This is a genomic window from Bradyrhizobium sp. (assembly GCF_049581145.1).
In the GTDB taxonomy this organism is placed as follows: domain Bacteria; phylum Pseudomonadota; class Alphaproteobacteria; order Rhizobiales; family Xanthobacteraceae; genus Bradyrhizobium.
Genome location: NZ_JBAURI010000991.1, coordinates 1 through 2,189, shown reverse-complemented (window position 1 = coordinate 2,189; position 2,189 = coordinate 1). Strand labels below are relative to the sequence as shown.

Sequence of the window (2,189 nt, the reverse complement as noted above, 5' to 3'; positions counted from 1 at the left end):
GGTGACGCCCTTCTTGACCGCGCGTTCCGCCAGCAGCTTTCCGACAGCCTTGGCGGCGTCGATATTGGCACCGGTGTTGCCGCTCTCGCGCATCGCCTTCTCCAGCGACGAGGCCGAGGCCAGCGTCTCGCCTTTCAGGTCGTCGATGACCTGGGCGTAGATATGCTTCGACGAGCGGAACACCGACAGCCGCGGACGGCCGCCGGCGGATCGGCGCAGCGCGTTTCTCACGCGTTGCTTGCGCCGGGCATTGGTAACCTTGAGTGACATGACCGGCTCCGTTACTTCTTCTTGCCTTCCTTGCGGAAGATGAATTCACCCGCGTACTTCACGCCCTTGCCCTTGTAGGGCTCCGGCGGACGGTAGCTGCGGATTTCGGCGGCGACCTGGCCAACGCGCTGAACGTCGTTGCCGGTGATCGTGATCTCGGTCGGCTTCGGCACCACGATCGTGATACCTTCCGGAATCGGATAGACCACGTCGTGGCTGTAGCCGAGCGCGAGCTGCAGATTCTTGCCCTGCATCGCGGCGCGATAGCCGACGCCGGTGATTTCCAGCTTCTTCTCGAACCCCTTGGTGACGCCGTCGACGAGATTGGCGATCTGCGCCCGCGCGGTGCCGTAAAGCGCCTGCGCGCGGTTGGTCTCGCTTCGCGGCGCGACCTTGATCACGCCCTTCTCCAACGCCACCTCGACGTCGTCATGGACGATGAACTGCAGCTGGCCCTTCGGCCCCTTCATCTTGACGGTCTGGCCCTCGACGGTCGCGGTGACACCCGACGGAACCGTCACAGGCCTCTTGCCAATACGTGACATCGCTTGATTCCTCTATCTAAACTCTCGTGCGTCGTCTTATCGCAAAACCGCTTCCCGGTTTTGCGGACTGCGCACTAGAACACCGTGAAGAGAATCTCGCCGCCCACATTCGCGTCACGCGCGTCGTGGTCGGCCATGATCCCCTTCGGCGTCGACAACACCGAAATGCCGAGACCGTTATTGACCCGCGGCAGGTTCCTGACGGAGGCATAGACCCGCCGTCCGGGCTTGGAGACCCGCTCGATTTCGCGGATCACGGGCTCGCCGTCGAAATATTTCAGCTCGATCTCGAGCTCGCTGCGCCCCGAAGCGTGCTCCACGCTGGCATAGCCGCGGATGTAGCCTTCCGACTTCAGGACCTCGAGCACGCTGGCGCGCATCTTGGAACCCGGCGAGGACACCTTGGACTTCGCGCGCATCTGCGCGTTGCGGATACGGGTGATCAAATCGCTGATCGGATCGTGCGTTGACATCTGACGACCCCCCTTACCAGCTCGACTTCACGAGGCCGGGAACCAGCCCCTTGGAGCCGAGTTCACGCAGCGCGATGCGGCTGAGCTTGTTCTTGCGGTAGTTCGAGCGCGGCCGGCCGGTCAGCTCGCAGCGCAGGCGAATGCGCGTCGCCGAGGCGTTGCGCGGCATCTTGGCAAGCTTCAGGGTCGCGGCGAACCGCTCCTCCATCGGCTTGGTCCTGTCGGCGATGATCGCCTTCAGCTTGGCGCGCTGGGGGGCGGCGTTCTTGGTCATCCGCATACGCCGGTTGTTCTTCTCGATCGAACTCTTCTTTGCCATGCTTGGCTCCTGGGTTTCCGCGTTTGAGAGGCTTTTTCGCGTCTCACTGCCGGAACGGGAAATTGAATGCGGTCAACAAGGCACGCGCCTCATCGTCGCTCGGTGCGGTGGTGCACACGGTGATGTCCATGCCCCACGACTCGCCCGCCTTGTCGAAGTCGATCTCGGGGAAAATGATGTGCTCCTTGATGCCGAGCGAATAGTTGCCGCGGCCGTCGAAGCTCTTCGGATTCAGCCCGCGGAAGTCGCGCACGCGGGGCAGCGCGACGTTCACCAGGCGATCGATGAACTCGTACATCTTGGCCTTGCGCAGCGTCACCTTGCAGCCGATCGGCTGGTTCTCGCGCAGCTTGAAGGTCGAAATCGCGACGCGCGAATAGGTCACGACGGCCTTCTGGCCGGCGATCAGCGACAGGTCGGCGGCAGCCACTTCCGCCTTCTTGCGGTCGTTGACGGCTTCGCCCACGCCCATGTTGAGCACGACCTTGTCCAGCCGCGGCACCTGCATGATGTTGGCATAGCCGAACTGCTCGGTCAGCTTGCCGCGAATGCTCTTGTCGTATTCCGCGCGCAGGCGCGGGG

Annotated in this window: 5 protein-coding genes; all 5 read right to left on the bottom strand. The window is 63.2% G+C overall.

All coding sequences use genetic code 11. The features are described from left to right. Window positions 1-270 (bottom strand): 50S ribosomal protein L18 (rplR, locus tag WCB02_RS32235; protein WP_423964638.1); only part of this gene is annotated, 270 nt, incomplete at its 3' end. 11 nt (window positions 271-281) lie between these two features. Next, window positions 282-815 carry a 50S ribosomal protein L6 gene (gene rplF, locus WCB02_RS32230; protein ID WP_423964636.1) on the bottom strand — a complete coding sequence of 178 codons (534 nt, stop codon included), beginning with the start codon at window positions 813-815 and terminating at the stop codon, window positions 282-284. A 74-nt stretch (window positions 816-889) separates the two neighbouring features. Beyond that, window positions 890-1,288, bottom strand: a complete 399-nt coding sequence (gene rpsH, locus WCB02_RS32225; RefSeq protein WP_423964634.1) for a 30S ribosomal protein S8 — start codon at window positions 1,286-1,288, stop codon at window positions 890-892. 13 nt (window positions 1,289-1,301) lie between these two features. Then, a complete protein-coding gene (rpsN, locus tag WCB02_RS32220; protein WP_423964631.1) occupies window positions 1,302-1,607 on the bottom strand; it encodes a 30S ribosomal protein S14 in 306 nt (101 codons plus the stop codon). Window positions 1,608-1,650: 43 nt separating this feature from the next. Continuing rightward, the coding region (gene rplE, locus WCB02_RS32215; RefSeq protein ID WP_423964627.1) for a 50S ribosomal protein L5 at window positions 1,651-2,189 on the bottom strand (539 nt) is incomplete at its 5' end.

Bases quoted from the DNA above. Each gene is read 5' to 3' on its own strand.
- rpsN (WP_423964631.1), bottom strand. From the start codon at position 1,607: ATGGCAAAGAAGAGTTCGATCGAGAAGAACAACCGGCGTATGCGGATG.
- rplF (WP_423964636.1), bottom strand. From the start codon at position 815: ATGTCACGTATTGGCAAGAGGCCTGTGACGGTTCCGTCGGGTGTCACC.
- rpsH (WP_423964634.1), bottom strand. From the start codon at position 1,288: ATGTCAACGCACGATCCGATCAGCGATTTGATCACCCGTATCCGCAAC.